This window comes from Streptomyces sp. NPDC003635, from assembly GCF_053587635.1.
Genome location: NZ_JBSFOK010000019.1, coordinates 1 through 18,747 on the forward strand (window position 1 = coordinate 1; position 18,747 = coordinate 18,747).

14 protein-coding genes and 1 tRNA gene are annotated in these 18,747 nt (G+C 68.9%); 4 read left to right on the top strand and 11 right to left on the bottom strand.

Annotated elements, in window-relative coordinates; all coding sequences use genetic code 11:
* Positions 1-108: 108 nt before the first annotated feature.
* Positions 109-1,914 carry a bifunctional metallophosphatase/5'-nucleotidase gene (locus ACWDRW_RS19305; protein ID WP_451724670.1) on the bottom strand — a complete coding sequence of 602 codons (1,806 nt, stop codon included), beginning with the start codon at positions 1,912-1,914 and terminating at the stop codon, positions 109-111.
* A 181-nt stretch (positions 1,915-2,095) separates the two neighbouring features.
* Between ACWDRW_RS19305 and ACWDRW_RS19310 the strand changes: the two genes are divergently transcribed.
* Together ACWDRW_RS19310 and pyk are read left to right on the top strand one after the other, a co-directional pair.
* The gene (locus tag ACWDRW_RS19310) at positions 2,096-2,800 is read left to right on the top strand and encodes an SIMPL domain-containing protein (protein WP_451724671.1); all 705 of its coding nucleotides are present in this window, start codon (positions 2,096-2,098) and stop codon (positions 2,798-2,800) included.
* A gap of 160 nt (positions 2,801-2,960) precedes the next feature.
* Entirely contained in the window at positions 2,961-4,397 is a 1,437-nt protein-coding gene (pyk, locus tag ACWDRW_RS19315) for a pyruvate kinase (protein WP_451724674.1), read from the top strand.
* 9 nt (positions 4,398-4,406) lie between these two features.
* On the opposite strand, the gene ACWDRW_RS19320 is transcribed toward pyk, so the two are convergent.
* Positions 4,407-5,153, bottom strand: a complete 747-nt coding sequence (locus ACWDRW_RS19320) for a helix-turn-helix domain-containing protein (RefSeq protein WP_451724675.1) — start codon at positions 5,151-5,153, stop codon at positions 4,407-4,409.
* A gap of 106 nt (positions 5,154-5,259) precedes the next feature.
* Positions 5,260-5,334: transfer RNA gene (locus tag ACWDRW_RS19325), tRNA-Leu, on the bottom strand.
* Positions 5,335-5,435: 101 nt separating this feature from the next.
* Between ACWDRW_RS19325 and ACWDRW_RS19330 the strand changes: the two genes are divergently transcribed.
* A complete protein-coding gene (locus ACWDRW_RS19330; protein WP_451724677.1) occupies positions 5,436-6,092 on the top strand; it encodes an ANTAR domain-containing response regulator in 657 nt (218 codons plus the stop codon).
* Between the two features lie 66 nt (positions 6,093-6,158).
* Here ACWDRW_RS19330 and ACWDRW_RS19335 read toward each other — a convergent pair whose 3' ends face one another.
* The 8 genes from ACWDRW_RS19335 to ACWDRW_RS19370 form a co-directional block, all read right to left on the bottom strand.
* On the bottom strand, positions 6,159-6,875 hold the full coding sequence (locus ACWDRW_RS19335; protein ID WP_451724679.1) for an ABC transporter ATP-binding protein: 717 nt from the start codon (positions 6,873-6,875) through the stop codon (positions 6,159-6,161).
* Positions 6,872-7,732, bottom strand: coding sequence for an ABC transporter ATP-binding protein (locus tag ACWDRW_RS19340; RefSeq protein ID WP_451724680.1), 861 nt, complete (start codon positions 7,730-7,732; stop codon positions 6,872-6,874). Before ACWDRW_RS19340 ends, ACWDRW_RS19335 begins: the two co-directional genes overlap by 4 nt.
* Before the next feature lie 6 nt (positions 7,733-7,738).
* Positions 7,739-9,547 carry a branched-chain amino acid ABC transporter permease gene (locus ACWDRW_RS19345; protein ID WP_451724682.1) on the bottom strand — a complete coding sequence of 603 codons (1,809 nt, stop codon included), beginning with the start codon at positions 9,545-9,547 and terminating at the stop codon, positions 7,739-7,741.
* Positions 9,548-9,551: 4 nt separating this feature from the next.
* Positions 9,552-10,481 (bottom strand): branched-chain amino acid ABC transporter permease, encoded by a 930-nt coding sequence (locus ACWDRW_RS19350; protein WP_451724683.1) that lies wholly within the window; start codon positions 10,479-10,481, stop codon positions 9,552-9,554.
* A gap of 149 nt (positions 10,482-10,630) precedes the next feature.
* A complete protein-coding gene (locus ACWDRW_RS19355; RefSeq protein WP_451724684.1) occupies positions 10,631-11,863 on the bottom strand; it encodes a branched-chain amino acid ABC transporter substrate-binding protein in 1,233 nt (410 codons plus the stop codon).
* 227 nt (positions 11,864-12,090) lie between these two features.
* On the bottom strand, positions 12,091-12,744 hold the full coding sequence (locus ACWDRW_RS19360; RefSeq protein ID WP_451724685.1) for a hypothetical protein: 654 nt from the start codon (positions 12,742-12,744) through the stop codon (positions 12,091-12,093).
* Between the two features lie 83 nt (positions 12,745-12,827).
* On the bottom strand, positions 12,828-13,310 hold the full coding sequence (locus ACWDRW_RS19365) for a hotdog fold thioesterase (RefSeq protein WP_451724686.1): 483 nt from the start codon (positions 13,308-13,310) through the stop codon (positions 12,828-12,830).
* Positions 13,311-13,376: 66 nt separating this feature from the next.
* Positions 13,377-15,656: an FdhF/YdeP family oxidoreductase gene (locus ACWDRW_RS19370; RefSeq protein ID WP_451724688.1), complete on the bottom strand. Its 2,280-nt coding sequence runs from the start codon at positions 15,654-15,656 to the stop codon at positions 13,377-13,379.
* Positions 15,657-15,834: 178 nt separating this feature from the next.
* Here ACWDRW_RS19370 and polA point away from each other — a divergent pair, with 178 nt between their 5' ends.
* The gene (polA, locus tag ACWDRW_RS19375; RefSeq protein ID WP_451724689.1) at positions 15,835-18,561 is read left to right on the top strand and encodes a DNA polymerase I; all 2,727 of its coding nucleotides are present in this window, start codon (positions 15,835-15,837) and stop codon (positions 18,559-18,561) included.
* The last annotated feature ends 186 nt before the right edge of the window (positions 18,562-18,747 follow it).

An 18,747-nucleotide genomic window follows, 5' to 3' on the forward strand; every position in this document is an offset into this window, starting at 1 on the left:
AAGCCCAAGTACATCCAGTACGAGGGCTTGCACCCGGCACGCCGAGAGCACGCACCGGACGCCGCTCCTTGACGGGCAAACGTTGCCTGACGCGGTACTAGGCCGGTCCTAGAACACGGGCGTGCCGTCCCGCGTGAGCCTCCAGTCCACGGACGCGAAGTCCTTCGGGTCCAGCACGCCCTTCGCGGTGACCCACTCGGCGATCCGGGTGCGGATCTCCGTCGACTCCGACCACAGCTCCTGCGCCGAGGCGACATGCGGGAAGGCACCGCCGCCGTTGGCCCGGTAGTTGTTCACCGCGAACACGAACTGCTGGGCGTCGTCCAGCGCGGCGCCGCCGTAGGTCAGGTTCCTGATCCGCGACCCCGCCGCCTGGGCGATGTCGATGTCGTACGACAGACCCGACACGTAGTCGTAGTTGTAGTCCGGGCGGCCGCCCGCGTTCGTCAGCTTCTCCACGTCCACGGCCGCACCGGCCGCCGTCTGCACGAAGTACTGCGCCGAGTACTCCAGGTACGCCTTGATCTGCGCGCCCGTCACCAATTTGGCGACCAGCGTGTTGTCGTACACGTACAGGCTCGACAGGTCCCGGATGGTCACCTCGCCCGCCGGGATCTCCGAGGTCCGCGAGAACGGCGAGGCCTGCGCGATGACCGGCAGCGAGGCGTACTCCGTGCCCGCCAGCGCCGCCTTCACCACGTCCTCCTGGACCTTGGTGATCAGGTCGATGATCGGGGCGTCCTTGTACCGGGCGTCCACCGTCGTCAGCGTCTCGGTCGCGGTGCCGACGACCTGGTTGACGTACGCCACGACCTTGTCGTGCTCGTCGTCGAGCAGCCTGGTGATCTCCGGGTCGTCGGCGACCGTCCTGGAGTCGCGCACGCTCGCCGAGACCGACTCCACCGTCCAGCGGCCCTTCGCGAAGACCAGCTCGATGTCGAACAGCGACAGGCGCTGCGCGTAGCAGAGCGGCTCCGAGAGCACGACCGTCTTGCCAGTCTGCTCGTTCGTCACCTTCAGCTCGACGATCTCGGTGTGCGCGTGTCCGACCAGGATCGCGTCGATGCCCGGAACCTGCTGCGCGACCAGCGCGGCCGAGTTCTCGATGTACGGCAGCTGGTCGCCGTAGGACGAGGTGCCCGAGGAGCCGGAGTGGGCGGAGACGACCACCACGTCCGCGCCCATCGACCGCAGCTTCGGCACCCACTTCGCCGCCTGCTCCTCCAGACCCGGGAAGGTCAGCTTGCCCTGGACGTAGGCCTTGTCCCAGATCGCGATACCGGGGTTGGTGAGCCCGAGCACCGCGACCTTGACCGGCGGCGCGCCCTTCACGTGGAACTTCTTGATGAAGTACGGCGGAAAGGCCGGCTTCATCGTCTTCGCGTCCAGCGCGTTGGCACCGAGCAGCGGGAAGTCGCACTGCTCCTCGAACTTCCGCAGCGTCTCGATGCCGTAGTTGAACTCGTGGTTGCCGAGCGCCACCGCGTCGTAGCCGATGGCGTTCATCGCCTGCGCCATCGGGTGCACCGGGCCGCCCTCGGCGGTGATCGGCTCGACCTTGGCGTAGTAGTACGTCAGCGGGGTGCCCTGGATCGTGTCACCCGCGTCCAGCAGCAGCGTGTTGTGGCGGCCCTTCTCCTCGCGGACCTGCTCGACCAGGGTGGCGATCCGGGCCAGGCCCTTCGCGTTGCCCTTGGCGTCGGTGTACTCCGCGTCCTTGAAGTAGTCCCAGTTGAAGATGTTGCCGTGCAGGTCGGTCGTGCCCATGACCGTCAGGGAGTACCGCTTGACGGGCTTCGGCCCCTTCTTCGCCTCGGCGGCCTCGGCCGCGGGCGCCGCGGCGGCACCGGCCAGCGCGACCCCCGCTCCGGTGACGGCCGACTTCTTCAGGAACTTCCGACGGTTCAGGGGCATGTCGCGGTTCTCCTCGGGATGGTCCATGACGCGCGTAGATCCCGTACGTGGAGGCGGACCGACGCGCGTAGATTCTGACCCGTGCACGGCGACCGGGAACAGATCCGTGAGGTTGCGATCTGGTGACCTGGCCTGTGAGTTGGCTGTCCGCACCCGGCCAAGCGGTGACACAGTGGGGCGTATGACCACGCCTCCCGCACCCTCGCTTCCCTACGGCACCCCCGACGCCCCGCGGATCGCCGTACGCGGCGAGGCCCACCTCGAAGTCGACCCCGAGATCGGCCGCCTCGGCATCACCGTCGCCGCCCGCGGCAAGGACCGCCGCTCCGCCCTGGACGACCTCGCCCGGCGCAACGCCACCGCCCTGGAACTGGTCAAGTCCTACGGCGACGCGGTCGAGCGGGTGGAGACCGGCGCCTTCTCCGTCCGACCCGAACTGACCAAGCACGGCCGCGGCGAACGCGTCCGCACCTACCACGGCACCGTCCATCTCACCGCCGAGCTCACCGACTTCACCGCCCTCGGCGAACTCGCCACCCGCCTCGCCGACTTGGAGCTCACCCGCGTCGACGGCCCCTGGTGGGACCTGCGCCCCGACTCACCCGCCCATCGCCGGGCCCGCGAACAGGCCGTCCGGGAAGCGGTCCAGCGGGCCCGCGAGTACGCCGAGGCGCTGGACACCACACTCGCGGCACTGGTGGAACTCGCCGACATCGGCGCCGAGGACGGCGGACCGCGACCGATGGCCGCGGGGGCGCGGATGCGGTCCATCGCCTACGCGGAGGCCGCCGAGGACACGGTAGCCGCGCTCGACCTCGAACCGCAGCGCCAGCACGTCTATGCGGAGGTCATCGCGCGATTCACCATGCGGCCGCCGAGGCTGTAGTTCATTTCTCCGCATCGAGGACGCGTCAGGAGAATCGAATTCGCTCATCAGAGCGGCCACCCGCACAATTCAACACTTGTCAATAGCCCTTCACGCAAAGGTTGTTGGTTGGTCATGCGGGGCCAATTCACTACCCGTCGGTAAGCCATAGGCTCGAAACATGCGCCGAGCGAAAATCGTCTGCACCCTGGGCCCCGCCACCGACTCGTACGACCAGATCAAGGAACTGGTCGAGGCCGGAATGGACGTGGCCCGATTCAACCTCAGCCACGGCGGACACGCCGAACACGAGGAGCGCTACCAGCGCGTACGCAAGGCCTCCGACGAGATCGGCCGCAGCGTCGGCCTGCTCGCCGACCTTCAAGGCCCGAAGATCCGCCTCGGCCGCTTCACCGAAGGACCGGTACTCCTTGAACGCGGCGACGCCTTCACCATCACCGTGGAGCGGGGCGCCGAGGGCAACCGGGACCAGTGCGGCACCACCTACTCCGGCCTCGCCGGCGACGTCACCCCGGGCGAGCGCATCCTCGTCGACGACGGCAGGGTCTGCCTGGAGGTGACGGAGGTCGACGGCCCCCGCGTCCGCACGACGGTCGTCGAAGGCGGCATGGTCTCCGACCACAAGGGCCTGAACCTGCCCGGCGTCGCCGTCTCGGTCCCGGCCCTGTCGGAGAAGGACGAGGCGGACCTCCGCTGGGCCCTGCGCACCGGCTTCGACGTCATCGCGCTGTCCTTCGTCCGGTCCGGCCGCGACGTCGAGGACGTCCACCGCATCATGGACGAGGAGGGCCGCCGGCTCCCGGTCATCGCCAAGGTGGAGAAGCCGCAGGCGGTGGAGGCGATCGACGACATCGTCGCGGCCTTCGACGGCATCATGGTGGCCCGGGGCGACCTGGGTGTGGAGATGCCCCTGGAACAGGTCCCGATCGTCCAGAAGCGCGCGATCAAACTGGCCAAGCGCAACGCCAAGCCGGTCATCGTGGCGACCCAGATGCTCGACTCGATGATCGACAACGCCCGGCCGACCCGCGCGGAGGCCTCGGACGTGGCCAACGCGGTCATCGACGGCACCGACGCCGTGATGCTGTCCGGCGAGACGAGCGTGGGCAAGTACGCCATCGAGACGGTACGGACGATGGCGAAGATCGTGGCGGCGGCGGAGGAGGACCTCCTGTCGAAGGGCCTGCCACCGCTGACGGACCGCAACAAGCCCCGCACCCAGGGCGGAGCGGTCGCCCGCGCCGCCGCCGAGATGGGCGACTTCCTGGGCGCCAAGTACCTGGTCGCCTTCACCCAGTCCGGGGACACGGCCCGCCGCCTGAGCCGCTACCGCTCCCCGATCCCACTCCTGGCCTTCACCCCGGACCCGGCCACGCGCTCGCAGCTGACGTTGACGTGGGGTGTGGAGACGTTCCTGGGACCGCGTGTGGAGTCGACGGACGCGATGGTGAACCAGGTCGACGAGCTGCTCCTGAAGTACGGCCGCTGCCAGAAGGGCGACACGGTCATCATCACCGCCGGCTCCCCGCCCGGCGTCTCGGGCTCCACGAACCTGGTCCGCGTCCATCACATCGGCGAGGACGACAGCCCGAAGTAGACGCGGGGTTCAGTACTTGGGGCCCACGTGCGCGTCCATGAGGGCTACGGAGGCCTTGCGGGCGACGGAGATGTTGCGGCTGTTCGCACGGCGCCATTCGACACCGACGCGATCCAGTGCCTCGGTGAACAGCCCGATGATGTCGCTCGACAGGTTGGTGAAGAAGTACCGGGGGTATTCGTAGCGCTTCCACTCACCACGGACGAGACGTGTCGTCCAGTTGGTGACGCGGCAGCCGTCGGAGTGGACGAGACCGCGGATGAACTCCCAGGGGTGGGTCTCGACGATCTCCTGCTGCCAGGGTTCGAGGGTGATGGTGCGCTCGTGCTTCTTGCCGGGGCCGTGCTGAGGGAAGATGCGGGGCCAGTATGGGGAGTAGCTGGTAACCGTCGTGCAGCCCTCCTTCTGGATCAAGTACACGCCGATACCGGGGCGCACTTTCGTGATCGCCTCGCGGCACTGCTGGATGAGGCCGGGCCACGCGTCGGCGCACGCGATGCGGAGGTAGTACCCGGTGCCGCGAGGGTGAGCACTGATGCAACCGTCTCCGAGGTAGAGGCCCAGTAGGTAGGAGTACGAGCTCTCGTCGGCGGGGGGTCCTGGGTCTTGCGGCGCGATGCGAGGCAAGGGCTCAAGACGCTGTTGCCAGGAGCGGATTGCGGCTCGGGAGATGCCGGTCACTCGACTGACCGAATTCAGGCTGCGTCCTTGTGCGACCAACATGAGGGCCCGCTTGCGTGTGCTGACGTCGTACATGTGAACACCCTGGGAGAGTGATCGCGGCGACACGCAGCAAAAAGCGGATGTTCACGAGAACGTGGACATCCGCATTTGAAGCTCGACCTTGGAATCGCAGGAAAAGTGCCCCGGGTCGGACTCGAACCGACACTGTACGGGTTTTGAATCCGTTGCCTGCTGCCAATTGGGCTACCGGGGCTCGAAGAATCAAAGGTTTCCCCCGACCCTCCGCGCGTCCACCATACCGTAGCTAGGTAGGCTCTTGGGAGCAGCACCCCTGCCCCTGAACGAGGAGCCCCCGTGACCGCCCCCGAGTCGCCCCAGCCCGTAGACGCGCCCGACGACGACAAGTCGCACGTGCCTCCGCTGACGACCCGTGTCGTCATCGCCGAGGACGAGGCGTTGATTCGGCTCGACCTCAAAGAGATGCTCGAAGAAGAGGGGTATTCCGTCGTCGGGGAGGCCGGTGACGGCGAGCAGGCCATCGAGCTGGCCCGGGAGCACAAGCCGGACCTCGTCATCCTCGACGTGAAGATGCCCAAGCTCGACGGCATCTCCGCCGCCGAGAAGATTGCCGAGGAGAGCATCGCCCCGGTGCTCATGCTCACCGCCTTCTCGCAGCGGGATCTGGTGGAGCGGGCCCGGGACGCCGGTGCGATGGCGTACTTGGTCAAGCCGTTCAGCAAGAGCGACGTCGTGCCCGCCATCGAGATGGCCGTCTCCCGGTTCACCGAGCTGAAGGAGCTGGAGAAGGAGGTCGCCGACCTCACCCTGCGGCTCGAGACGCGCAAGCTCGTCGACCGGGCGAAGTCCGTTCTGCAGACCGAGTACGGGCTGACCGAGCCGGCCGCCTTCCGGTGGATCCAGAAGACCTCGATGGACCGGCGGATGTCGATGCAGCAGGTCGCCGAGGCCGTCATCCAGGACGCCGAGGAGAAGAAGGCCGGCAAGGCCTAGCCCTGGCCGTGCGTACGGCGAAGGCCCGCGTCCCCGGCTGGGGACGCGGGCCTCCGTCGTAGGGGATCAGTCCTCGCCGAGGTAGGCCTTGCGGACCGACTCGTCGTGGAGCAGGTCCTGGCCGGTGCCGGACAGGACGATGTTGCCGACCTCCATCACATGGCCCTGGTCGGCGAGCGAGAGCGCCGCCTGGGCGTTCTGCTCGACCAGCAGGATAGTGGTGCCCTGCGACTTCAGCTCGGAGATCGTCGCCATGATCTTCTGCATCATGATCGGCGACAGACCCATCGAGGGTTCGTCGAGCATCAGCAGCTTCGGCTGGGACATCAGGGCGCGGCCCATCGCCAGCATCTGCTGCTCACCGCCGGAGAGGGTGCCCGCCGCCTGGTTGCGGCGCTCTCCGAGGATGGGGAACAGGTCGTACGCCTTCTGGATGTCCTTCTCGATGCCCTCCTTGTCCTTCCGGAGGAAGGCGCCGAGCTGGAGGTTCTCGAAGATGGTCAGGCGCGGGAAGATGTGCCGGCCCTCGGGGGAGTGGGCCAGGCCCAGCGCGACGATCTTGTGGGCGGCGACGCCGGTGAGCGGCTTGCCGTCGAAGATGATCTTCCCGGAGGTGGGCTTGAGGAGCCCGGACAGGGTGCGCAGGGTCGTGGTCTTGCCGGCGCCGTTGGTGCCGATGAGGGTCACGACCTGGCCGGCCTCGACGCTGAAGGAGATGCCCTTGACGGCCTCGATCTTGCCGTAGGCGACCCTGAGGTCCTCGACCTCGAGCAGTGCGGTCACTGGGCGTCTCCCTTGGTGCTGGTGGTGCTGGTCGCGTCGACCGCGGCCTCGGCGGCCTCGACCTCGGCGGCCTCCGCCTCGCCCGGGTCGCCCTCGAAGGGCTCGCCGAGGTAGGCGGCGATGACGCGCTCGTCGGCCTGGACGACCTCGGAGGTCCCCTCGACGAGCTTCTCGCCCTGGACCAGGACGGCGACGCGGTCGCTCAGGTTGAACACGAAGCGCATGTCGTGCTCGATGAGCAGGACGGCGATGCCCTGGTCGCGGATGGCGAAGACGAGTTCCTCCGTGGCCCGCGTCTCCTGCGGGTTCATGCCGGCCGTCGGCTCGTCCAGCAGCAGCAGGCCGGGGTCGGAGGCGAGGGCGCGGGCGATCTCCAGCTTGCGCTGCTCGCCGTAGGGGAGGTTACGGGCGAGGTGGTCGCGCTTGTGGGCGAGGCCGATGAACTCCAGGAGTTCCATGGCCCGTTCCTCGCTGGCGGCTTCGGCCTTCTTGAAGCCGGGGCCGCGCAGCAGCGCCGACCACAGGCCCTCCTTGGTCCGCGTGTGGCGGCCGACGAGGACGTTCTCCAGGACGGTCATGTTGGCGAAGAGCCGGATGTTCTGGAACGTCCGGGCGATGCCGGCCTTCGTCACGAGGTGCGGCTTGGGCGGCAGCACCGTGCCCTTGTACGAGACCGTGCCCTCGGTGGGGACGTACAGGCCCGTGAGGCAGTTGAAGAAGGTGGTCTTGCCGGCGCCGTTGGGGCCGATCAGGCCGACGATCTCGCCGGCGTTGACCGTGAAGTCCACCGAGCGGACGGCGGTCAGGCCGCCGAAGCGCATGGTGACGCCGCGGGCTTCGAGTACAGGTGTCGTCATGGTTCGTTACGCCCCTGCCTTGGTGACGGCCGGTTCGTCGGTCAGCGTCGCTTGTTGTGGTACGTCGAGTTGCCCGGTCTCGTGGAACTCGAGCTGCTGGCGGCGGTTGGCGATGATGCCTTCCGGGCGGAAGCGCATCAGCAGGACCAGCGCGATGCCGAAGGCCAGCAGGGACTTGTCCTGGAGGAAGTTGAGCTTCTCCGGGAGCAGGTAGAGCAGCGCGGCGCCGAGCAGCGGGCCGGCGACGGTGCCCATGCCGCCGAGGACGACGGCCGCCAGCAGGAAGGCCGAGTTGGGCGGGGTGGATCCGGCGAACTGGTACGGCGTCGGCACCACGGAGTAGGTGACGTGGGCGCTGACGGTGCCGGCGAGGCCCGCGAGGGCGGCGCCGAGGGCGAAGGCGACGAGCTTGACGCGGAAGCCGTTGATGCCCATGGCGGTGGCGGCGGTCTCGTCCTCCCGGATGGCGATCCAGGAGCGGCCGATGCGGGAGTCCGCGGCGCGGGTGTAGACGAGGACCACGATGGCCATGATCAGGACCATCAGCAGGTAGTAGTTGGCGAACCGGCCGAGGGTGAAGCCGCCGATGTCGTGCGACTCGCCCAGGTTGAACCCGAAGAAGCTCAGGTCCGGGATGGACGGGATGCCGTTGGGGCCGTTGGTGATGTCGGGGCCGGAGTCGCCGTCCATGTTGTTGACGGCGATGCGGAAGATCTCACCGAAGCCGAGGGTGACGATGGCGAGGTAGTCGCCGCGCAGTCGCAGGGTCGGGGCGCCGATGAGGACACCGAACAGCAGTGAGGCGGCGGCGCCGGTCAGGGCCGAGGCCCAGAAGGGGAACTGGACGCCGGAGAAGCGGGAGAACTCGGAGCCGGAGACGAGGGCCGCGGTGTAGGCGCCGACGCCGAGGAAGGCGACGTAGCCGAGGTCCAGGAGGCCGGCGAGGCCGACGACGATGTTCAGGCCGAGGGCGACCGTACCGAAGATCAGGATGTTCACGCCGATGTTGGCGTAGTGGTCATCGGTCTGGGTGAAGGGGAACGCGATGGCCGCGACGAAGCCCATGGCCAGCGTGAAGCTGCGGTTGTGGGCGACGATCCGGGAGAAGGTGTCCATCAGTCCCGCGGTGTGCAGGGCCCACAGCGAGAAGGTGATCAGGATCAGGTAGCCGACGAACAGCTCGCCGTATTCGGTGTCGATGCCGTAGGTGAAGACGGCCAGGCCGATCGCCGTGACGACGGTGATGATGGCCCGCTCGATCCAGGGGGCGAGGCTCTTGGCGGCGGGGATCCGGTCGGGCTTGGCGACGTAGGCCTTCAGGTTCTCCTTGAGGTCGTCGCCGAGCTGCTCGGGCAGGGCGAGGGCGCCGAGCAGGGGCAGCAGGGAGGCGATGGCCGCGAGGTAGCCGCCGGGCTCCAGGTTCACGATGCCGCCCAGCTCCACGCAGATGGAGATGACGGTGAACCAGGTGGTGGCGAACCCGCCGAGTGCCACGAGCACCAGCGGGGCGTTGTTCTTCGCGGGCAGGAGCCAGCCGAGGCCGCGGATGCCGTAGGACGACAGCGCGAACAGTGCGGTGAGCAGTCCGGCGATGAAGGTCAGCCACTGGAGGCCGCCGGGGTAGCCGTTGATCGTGAGGTCGCCGGGGAACTCGGAGGTCCAGGTCCAGGCGAGGAAGGCGGAGGCCGCGGTGGCGATGCCGCCGCCGAGGAGGAGGGCGCGGGCCGCGGAGAGCGGCAGGGACAGCAGGCCGCGGGCGGCCGGGGTCTTCGTGGCCGCCGGGGTGTCCGGGGTGGTCTTGTCGATCTCGGTCACGTGATCACGCCCTGTCCGCGACGCGTTCGCCGAGCAGACCCTGTGGCCTGACCAGGAGCACGAGGATGAGGAGGCAGAAGGCCCAGACGTTGGCCCAGCTCTGGCCGCCCAGCTGCTGCATGCCGGGGATCTCGTCGATGTAGGCGGAGGCGAGGGTCTCGGCGATGCCGAGGACCAGTCCGCCGAGCATGGCGCCGTAGATGTTGCCGATGCCGCCGAGGACGGCCGCGGTGAAGGCCTTCAGGCCCATCAGGAAGCCCATGCGGTAGTCGATGTTGCCGTACTTCAGGCCGTAGGCGACGGCGGCGACCGCGGCGAAGAAACCGCCGATCGCGAAGGCGATCACGATGATCCGGTTGGTGTCGATGCCCATGAGCTGGGCGGTGTCCGGGTCCTGCGCGGTGGCCTGCATGGCGCGGCCGGTGCGGGACTTGCGGACGAAGTACGCCAGCGCGGCCATGCACACGATCGCGGAGAGGATCAGGAAGATGTCGGCGTCCTTGATGGTGATGGAGCCGATCTCGTGGGTGGCGTCAAGACCCGGGAAGGCGATGGCGCGGTCGGCGCCGGGGTAGAAGTTGCGGACGACTTCCTGGAGGGCCAGGGAGAGGCCGATCGCGGTGATGAGCGGTGCCAGTCGTGGTGCTCCGCGCAATGGTCGGTAGGCGAACCGTTCCGCCCCGACGGCGATGAGGATGGCGACCAGGCCGCCGCCTATCAGCATGAGCGGGACGGCGACGGCCATCGAGGTGCCGTCGGGAAGGATGTAGAAGTAGACCGTGAAGGCGCCGAAGGCCCCGGTCATGAAGATCTCGCCGTGCGCGAAGTTGATGAGCTGGACGATGCCGTACACCATCGTGTAGCCGATGGCGATCAGCCCGTACATCGAGCCTAGAAGCAGCCCGTTGGCCAGCTGCTGCGGCAGGGTGTTCACCGCATGGCCTCCATGTCGCTGGATGTCGTGTGCACTGGTCGCGTGCAAGGTCGTGGGTGCACTGAACTGTGCGGGGTCTGGGTGTGAGAACGGGCCGCGCGGTCGGGGTCCCCTCCCGCGCGGCCCGCGTTGCTGATGGGCTGCCTGGGTCAGCCGAGGTCGGCGGTGCCGGTCTTGACTGCCTTCCACGCACCCTTTTCGACCTGGTAGACGGTCAGCTGCTTGTTGGTGGTGTCGCCGTACTCGTCGAACGCGACCTTGCCGGTGAGGCCCTCGAAGTCCGACTTCTGGACCTCTTCGACGACCTTGGCACGCAGGTCGTTGATGTCGCTCGGGACCTTGCCGTCGTTGGCGTCCACGACCGCCTTCACGGCCTTGATGATCGCCGTGGTGGCGTCGTAGGAGTACGCGCCGTAGGCGCCGTAGTCACCCTTGTAGCCCTTGGACTTGTAGGTCTCGATGAAGGTCTTGGCGGCGGGCAGGGTGTCGGCGGGGACACCGATCGCGGTGGCCAGGTCGCCCTCGGTGGGCTTGCCGCCGGCCTCGATGTAGGTCGAGGCGAACATGCCGTCACCGCCGAACAGCGGGATGTTGACGCCGCCGTCCTTCATCTGCTTGGTGAGCAGCGCGGACTCGTCGTACTGGCCGCCGTAGTAGAGGATGTCGGCCTTGGAGTTCTTGATCTTGGTGACGAGGGAACCGAAGTCCTTGTCACCGGTGTTGACGTGGTCCGTCTCGACGACCTTGCCACCGAGCTTCTTGAACTGCTCGCTGAAGATCTTCGCCAGGCCGGCGCCGTAGGTCTGCTTGTCGTCGACGACGAAGACGCTCTTCTTCTTGAGACCGTTGTAGGCGTAGTCCGCGGCGAAGCTGCCCTGGAGCTCGTCCGTGGTGGCCGTGCGGAAGTAGGTGTCGAACGGCCGCTTCTTCTCGCCCTGCCAGTCCTTGCCCTGGGTGAGCTCGGGGTTGGTGTTGGACGGGGAGATCTGGACCATCTTCGCCGAGGCGAAGACCTGCTGCATCGTCTGGGCGACGCCGGAGTTCAGCGGGCCGACGGCGCCGACGGCGGTCTTGTCGCCGGTGATCGCGGTGGCGTTCGACTGGCCGGTGGCCGGCTGCGCCTTGTCGTCGTAGGCCTTCAGCTTGAAGGTCACGCCCGGGACGAGCTTGTTCTTGTTGGCGTCGTCGACGGCGATCTGGGCGCCGTACTGGATGCCGAGACCGGTGGTGGAGTTCTCACCGGACAGCGGGGCGTCCACGCCGATGGTCAGCGTGGTGGTGTCGCCGCCGCCACTGTTGTCCCCGTCACCGCTGTCGTCTCGGGAGCCGCAGGCGGTGAGCGTCAGAGCTCCGGTCGCAAGGACGGAGGTAAGTATCACCAAGGAACGTCGCACAATCAGTCCTTTCCGCAGTCACGCCCGCCCTTGTTGGGGGCGGCAGGTGCCGCGCTGGTACCGAACTCCCGATGGAGCGGTGACTGGCCGTGACTCTAAGCCCGGTATGTGCGGATGGGCATCGGGCCGAGCTTCCTTGTGACTTTCTTGTTATGACGTGGTGGAGGGCGGGGCGGGGGGAGGGGCGCTCTCAGCCGGTTTGGCGGAATTTCCACTCAGTCCGCATTTTGAGAACCCGCACTTCCGGTTGGCCATGAGCCTGGTCGGGCGGGTATGGGGTCGCAGGCCGCGCGAAGAAGATCGGAAAGGTCCCGCGAGAACGCGCCACCGAAGATGAAGCTGTGGTGCTGTATTGCGCGAGCGTTACGGAGTGTTACGTCGAGAAAGGGAAGGTCCGCATTCAGGGGCAGTTCCGAACAGTCGGATACGGAAATTTCCACGGAGATACGCCTGGTTGTGCCGTCCGGGACGGTGAACTCGGGGCGGGGGGTGCTGCGGGCGCGCAGCCCGGCGAAGGCGGCGCCGATGACCCGCACGGTGACGTCGGAGCCTCGGGCGACGGAGACGTCGAAGCGGAAACTCCCGCTGGTGGTGGGGTAGTTGGGGTTTCGCGCGGCTCCGAGATAGTCCCATGTGGTGACGTTGGCGGGCCAGGGAGCTTGATCGACGATCTCGGGTCGGCCGGCATCGTCGGGGGTGAGGAGGAGGGCGCCGGCCGTGGCGAGGGCGGTGAGCGCGACGACGAGCGCGGTGGCGCGGGCGCGGGGGGAGACGCGTGCGGTGAGGCGCGGTGGATCGACCCCGATGACCTCGTAACTCGCATCGGAATCGGGGGAGTTGACGGGTTCGACGGGACCGGTGCCGGTCATGGGGGAACGGTACTGCGGGAGGGGGGAGACGGCACCCCGTCGGCGCGGGGCCGCGCGTCCCACCCCTCAGCGTCGGCGCGGGGTCAGGCACCCACGGGTGCGCCGTCCCCGGGTCGCACGTCCCGCAGCAGGCAGGTCAGCCGAGCGGTGCACACCCGCTTCCCCTCCTCGTCACTGATCACGATCTCGTACGTCGCGGTGGAGCGCCCCCGGTGGACGGGCGTCGCGACCCCCGTGACCAGTCCCGACCGGACCCCACGATGGTGCGTGCAGTTCAGGTCGACGCCCACGGCGATCTTGGAGGACCCCCCGTGCAACATCGACCCCACGGACCCCAGAGTCTCCGCCAGCACCGCGGACGCGCCCCCGTGCAGCAACCCGTAGGGCTGGGTGTTCCCCTCCACCGGCATCGTCCCGACGACCTGCTCCGCCGACGCCTCCAGGATCTGCACGCCCATCCGCGTCCCCAGGTGCCCGGCCGAGAACAGCGCCGGCAGATCCACCCCGAGCGCCGCGTACTCGTCGATGACCTCTTGCGGGAACCTCACCTGCTGCTGCTCGCCCATGGGGCCAGACTCCGTTCGTCGACGATCCGGTCCAGCGTCCGCGGGATCCGGCACCTGAGCAAACGCTCAGTCGGTCGCCGATTGTTCCAGACGCACCACGACGGACTTGCTGGCCGGGGTGTTGCTGGTGTCCGCGGTGGAGTCCAGCGGCACCAGCACGTTGGTCTCCGGGTAGTACGCCGCCGCACACCCCCGGGCCGTGGGGTAGACCACGACCCGGAACCCGGGCGCCCGCCGCTCCACCCCGTCCCTCCACTCGCTCACCAGATCGACGTACGACCCGTCCGCGACCCCGAGACCCCGCGCGTCCTCGGGGTTCACCAGCACCACGCGCCGCCCGTTCCTGATCCCCCGGTAACGGTCGTCGAGGCCGTAGATCGTGGTGTTGTACTGGTCGTGCGAGCGCAGCGTCTGCAGCAGCAGCCGCCCCTCGGGCAGCTCCGGATACTCCACCGGCGCAGCCGTGAAGTTGGCCTTGCCGGTCGCCGTCGGGAACCGCCGCTCGTCGCGCGGAGCGTGCGGCAGGGCGAACCCGCCCGGCTGGGCCACGCGCGCGTTGAAGTCCTCGAATCCGGGGATCACCCGCGCGATACGGTCCCGGACGGTCGCGTAGTCCTTCTCGAACTCCTCCCACGGCACCCGGCTGCCCTCACCGAGCACCCGCCGCGCCAGCCGGCACACGATCGCCGGCTCGGACAGCAGGTGCGCGCTCGCCGGTTCGAGGCGCCCGCGCGAGGCGTGCACCATGCCCATGGAGTCCTCGACGGTCACGAACTGCTCGCCGCTGCCCTGAAGGTCACGCTCGGTGCGTCCCAGCGTCGGCAGGATCAGCGCCCGCGCGCCCGTGACCGCGTGTGAACGGTTCAGCTTGGTCGACACGTGCACGGTCAGCCGCGCCCGCCGCATCGCCGCCTCGGTCACCTCGGTGTCCGGCGACGCGGACACGAAGTTGCCGCCCATCGCGAAGAACACCTTCGCCTTGTCGTCCCGCATCGCGCGGATGGCCCGTACGACGTCGTAGCCGTGCTCCCGGGGCGGCGCGAACCCGAACTCCTTCTCCAGGGCGTCGAGGAAGGCGGGCGCGGGCCGCTCGAAGATGCCCATGGTGCGATCGCCCTGCACATTGGAGTGGCCGCGCACCGGGCACACGCCCGCGCCCGGACGCCCGATGTTGCCGCGAAGGAGAAGGAAGTTGACCACCTCGCGGATGGTCGACACGGCGTGCTTGTGCTGGGTGAGGCCCATCGCCCAGCAGACGATCGTGCGCTCGGAGGCGAGGATCATCCCGAGCGCCCGCTCGATCTCCTCCTGGGTCAGCCCGGTCGCGGTGAGCGTCTCGTCCCAGTCGGCGGCCCGCGCGGCGGCGGCGAACTCCTCGTAACCGTGGGTGTGTTCGCGGACGAACTCCTCGTCGACCGCGCCCTCGGTCTCGAGGACCAGCTTGTTCAGCAGCCGGAACAGCGCCTGGTCGCCGCCGATGCGGATCTGCAGGAACAGATCGGTGAGCGCGGCGCCCTTGAGCATGCCCTGCGGGGTCTGCGGGTTCTTGAACCGCTCCATCCCGGCCTCGGGCAGCGGATTGACGGTGATCACCTTGGCGCCGTTGGCCTTGGCCTTCTCCAGCGCGGACAGCATCCGCGGGTGGTTCGTGCCCGGGTTCTGGCCGGCGACGATGATCAGGTCGGCCCGGTAGAGGTCCTCCAGCAGGACACTGCCCTTGCCGATACCGATGGTCTCGCTCAGCGCGGAGCCCGACGACTCGTGGCACATGTTCGAGCAGTCCGGCAGGTTGTTGGTGCCGAACTCGCGGGCGAACAGCTGATAGAGGAACGCCGCCTCGTTGCTGGTGCGGCCGGAGGTGTAGAAGAGGGCCTCGTCGGGGGAGGCGAGCGCCGCCAGCTCCTCGGCGACGATGTCGAAGGCGCGCTCCCAGGTGACGGGCTCGTAGTGGTCGCCGCCCTCGGGGAGGTACATGGGGTGGGTCAGCCGCCCCTGCTGGCCCAGCCAGTACCCGCTGCGGGTCGCCAGGTCGGCGACGGAGTGCGCGGCGAAGAACTCCGGGGTCACCCGGCGCAGGGTGGCCTCCTCCGCGACCGCCTTCGCGCCGTTCTCACAGAACTCCGCGGTGTGCCGGTGCTCCGGCTCCGGCCAGGCGCAGCCCGGGCAGTCGAAGCCGTCCTTCTGGTTGACGCGCAGCAGTGTCAGCGCGGTCCGCTTGACCCCCATCTGCGCTTGCGCGACGCGCAGCGTGTGACCGATGGCGGGCAGGCCGGCGGCCGCGTGCTTCGGCTCGGCGACCTGCGGCGCGTCCTGAACCGGATCGCCCTTGGGCGGCTTCGTCGCCATCGCACGCTCTCCTTACGACTGCGTATGTGAGGTACGTCTCCGATCCTCGCACGTGTCAGTGACAACGCCCGTGCCCGGGGTTCGGCCCGGCCCGGGAGCATTGCTTGCGCGTACCGCCCGGCCCCCGCGCCACGGTGGTGGGCCCCGACTGTCAGTGCGGCGTGGCAGGATCGGGGACGTGGCAGAGACAGCATCGAAGAAGACCGAAACGAACCCCGGCGGCGGCCGTCCGCGGCTGATGCTCATGGACGGGCATTCCCTGGCCTACCGCGCGTTCTTCGCGCTGCCCGCGGAGAACTTCACGACCGCGACGGGCCAGCCGACGAACGCGATCTACGGCTTCGCGTCGATGCTGGCCAACACCCTGCGCGACGAGTCGCCCACGCACTTCGCGGTGGCCTTCGACGTGTCCCGCAAGACGTGGCGCTCCGAGGAGTTCACGGAGTACAAGGCGAACCGCTCCAAGACCCCGGACGAGTTCAAGGGCCAGGTCGAGCTGATCGGCGAACTGCTGGACGCGATGCACGTCTCCCGCTTCGCGATCGACGGCTTCGAGGCCGACGACGTGATCGCCACCCTCGCCACGCAGGCCGAGGCCGAGGGCTTCGAGGTGCTGATCGTCACCGGCGACCGGGACTCCTTCCAGCTCGTGAGCGAGCACACGACCGTGCTGTACCCGACGAAGGGCGTCTCGGAGCTGACCCGGTTCACCCCGGAGAAGGTCTTCGAGAAGTACGGCTTGACGCCCGCGCAGTACCCCGACTTCGCGGCCCTGCGCGGCGACCCGTCCGACAACCTGCCCGGCATCCCGGGCGTGGGCGAGAAGACCGCCGCGAAGTGGATCAACCAGTTCGGCTCGTTCGCGGAGCTGGTGGAGCGCGTCGAGGAGGTCAAGGGCAAGGCGGGCCAGAACCTCCGCGACCACCTGGAGGCGGTCAAGCTCAACCGCCGCCTGACCGAGATGGTGCGCACCGTCGAGCTGCCCAAGACCGTCAGCGACCTGGAGCGGGCCCCGTACGACCGCAAGGGCGTCGCGATGGTCCTGGACACCCTGGAGATCCGTAACCCCTCCCTGCGGGAGCGGCTGCTGGCCGTGGACCCGGGCGCCGAGGCGGCCGAGGAGACCCCGGTCGTCGCCGAGGGCGTGGCGCTGGACGGCAAGGCGCTGGGCACCGGCGAGCTGGCCCCGTGGCTGGCCGAGCACGAGGGCGCGCCCCTGGGGGTCGCCACCGTCGACACCTGGGCGCTCGGCACCGGCTCGGTGGCCGAGGTCGCGCTGGCCACGGCGGGCGGCCCGGCGGCCTGGTTCGACCCGTCCCAGCTGGACGAGGCCGACGAGACGGCATTCGCCGGCTGGCTGGCCGACCCGAGCCGCCCCAAGATCTTCCACAACGCCAAGGGCGCGATGCGTGTCTTCGCCGAGCACGGCTGGACCGTGGACGGCGTCACCATGGACACCGCCCTCGCCGCCTACCTGGTCAAGCCGGGCCGCCGCTCCTTCGACCTGGACGCGCTGTCCCTGGAGTACCTCCACCGCGAGCTGGCCCCCGCCGCCACGGCCGACGGCCAGCTCGCCTTCGGCGCGGACGACGGCGCCGAGGCCGAGGCGCTGATGGTGCAGGCCCGCGCCGTCCTCGACCTGGGCGAGGCCTTCGAGGGCCGGCTGGAGGAGGTCGGCGCCGCCGATCTGCTGCGCGACATGGAGCTGCCCACCTCCGCCCTGCTGGCCCGGATGGAGCGGCACGGCATCGCCGCCGACCGGGCGCACCTGGAAGCCATGGAACAGATGTTCGCGGGCGCTGTGCAGCAGGCCGTGAAGGAGGCGCACGCGGCGGCCGGGCACGAGTTCAACCTCGGCTCGCCCAAGCAGCTCCAGGAGGTCCTCTTCGGTGAGCTGGGCCTGCCAAAGACCAAGAAGACCAAGACCGGCTACACCACCGACGCCGACGCCCTGGCCTGGCTCGCGGGTCAGACGGAGAACGAACTCCCGGTGATCATGCTCCGCCACCGTGAGCAGGCGAAGCTGCGGGTCACGGTCGAGGGCCTGATCAAGACGATCGCGGCGGACGGCCGGATCCACACCACCTTCAACCAGACGGTCGCCGCCACGGGCCGTCTCTCCTCGACCGACCCGAACCTCCAGAACATCCCGGTCCGCACCGACGAGGGCCGGGCGATCCGCCGCGGGTTCGTGGTCGGCGAGGGCTTCGAGTCGCTCATGACGGCCGACTACAGCCAGATCGAGCTGCGCGTGATGGCCCACCTCTCCGCCGACGAAGGCCTGATCGAGGCCTTCACCTCGGGGGAGGACCTGCACACCACGGCCGCCTCCCAGGTCTTCGCCGTCGAGCCCGGCGCGGTGGACGCGGAGATGCGCCGCAAGATCAAGGCCATGTCCTACGGCCTGGCGTACGGCCTCTCCGCCTTCGGCCTCTCCCAGCAGCTGAACATCGAGGCGGGTGAGGCCCGTGCCCTGATGGACGCCTACTTCGAGCGCTTCGGCGGCGTGCGGGACTATCTGCGCCGCGCGGTCGACGAGGCGCGGGCGACCGGTTACACGGCGACTCTCTTCGGCCGCCGCCGCTACCTCCCCGACCTCAACAGCGACAACCGCCAGCGCCGCGAGGCGGCCGAGCGCATGGCGCTGAACGCCCCGATCCAGGGCACGGCGGCGGACATCGTCAAGATCGCCATGCTCAAGGTCGACGAGGCGCTCCGCGAGGCGGACCTGAAGTCCCGCATGCTCCTCCAGGTCCACGACGAAGTCGTCCTGGAGATCGCCCCGGGCGAGCGCGACCGGGCGGAGGCCCTCGTCCGCGAGCAGATGTCCAACGCGGTCACTCTGGACGTCCCGCTGGGCGTCTCGGTGGGCTCGGGCCAGGACTGGGAATCGGCGGCCCATTAGAGCGGCCGGTGGGGCGACGTCCCAGGGGCGCGGGGAACCCGCGCCCCGCGCCCCACCACCAACCCGCAGGCGGCTGGGTCCGTCACTCACCTAGCCGCCGTAAAGACGCCCCCCGGCCCCGGGCGCCGCCAGTATGCGGACATGGGCATACGCAAACCCCTGCGCCACCGCCGGACGGCACCCGCC

Excerpts from the sequence above, each read along its gene's own strand:
- ACWDRW_RS19320 (WP_451724675.1), bottom strand. The coding sequence starts at position 5,153 with ATGTACGACGTCAGCACACGCAAGCGGGCCCTCATGTTGGTCGCACAA.
- ACWDRW_RS19365 (WP_451724686.1), bottom strand. The coding sequence starts at position 13,310 with ATGGGCGAGCAGCAGCAGGTGAGGTTCCCGCAAGAGGTCATCGACGAG.
- ACWDRW_RS19310 (WP_451724671.1), top strand. The coding sequence starts at position 2,096 with ATGACCACGCCTCCCGCACCCTCGCTTCCCTACGGCACCCCCGACGCC.
- ACWDRW_RS19370 (WP_451724688.1), bottom strand. The coding sequence starts at position 15,656 with ATGGCGACGAAGCCGCCCAAGGGCGATCCGGTTCAGGACGCGCCGCAG.
- ACWDRW_RS19305 (WP_451724670.1), bottom strand. The coding sequence starts at position 1,914 with ATGCCCCTGAACCGTCGGAAGTTCCTGAAGAAGTCGGCCGTCACCGGA.
- ACWDRW_RS19360 (WP_451724685.1), bottom strand. The coding sequence starts at position 12,744 with ATGACCGGCACCGGTCCCGTCGAACCCGTCAACTCCCCCGATTCCGAT.
- ACWDRW_RS19340 (WP_451724680.1), bottom strand. The coding sequence starts at position 7,732 with ATGACGACACCTGTACTCGAAGCCCGCGGCGTCACCATGCGCTTCGGC.
- pyk (WP_451724674.1), top strand. The coding sequence starts at position 2,961 with ATGCGCCGAGCGAAAATCGTCTGCACCCTGGGCCCCGCCACCGACTCG.